We start from the raw sequence: 617 nt of genomic DNA on the forward strand, positions 1-617 counted from the left end.
GGTTGTGCGGTGACGCGGTCTCCGACGCGGAAGACGCCGGAGGCGATCTGGCCGGCGTAGCCGCGGTAGTCGCGGTGTTCGTCGGTCTGGGGGCGGATGACGTATTGGACGGGGAAGCGGGCGGGGTCGTCGGTGGGGTCGTGGCTGACCTGGACGGTTTCGAGGTGTTCGAGGACGGTGGGGCCGCCGTACCAGTCCATGGTGGCGGAGGGGGTGACGACGTTGTCGCCCTCGAGGGCGGAGATGGGGATGGTGGTGATTTCGGGGACGCCGAGGGAGGCGGCGTAGGCGGTGAATTCCTCGGCGATGTCGGCGAAGACGGATTCCTTGTAGTCGACGAGGTCCATCTTGTTGACGCACATGACGACGTGGGGGACGCGCAGGAGTGCGGCGACGGCGGCGTGGCGGCGGGTCTGTTCGACGACGCCGTTGCGTGCGTCGACGAGGACGACGGCGAGTTCGGCGGTGGAGGCGCCGGTGACCATGTTGCGGGTGTACTGCACGTGGCCGGGGGTGTCGGCGAGGATGAAGCGGCGCCGGGGGGTGGCGAAGTAGCGGTAGGCGACGTCGATGGTGATGCCCTGCTCGCGTTCGGCGCGGAGGCCGTCGGTGAGCAG

At 69.2% G+C, this 617-nt stretch carries 1 protein-coding gene; it reads right to left on the reverse strand.

What is annotated here, in order from left to right:
- Positions 1 to 617 (reverse strand): GTP-binding protein (locus ACL06G_RS21480; protein WP_412836527.1); only part of this gene is annotated, 617 nt, incomplete at both ends.

The organism is Streptomyces callyspongiae (genome assembly GCF_047200695.1).
Lineage (GTDB): Bacteria > Actinomycetota > Actinomycetes > Streptomycetales > Streptomycetaceae > Streptomyces.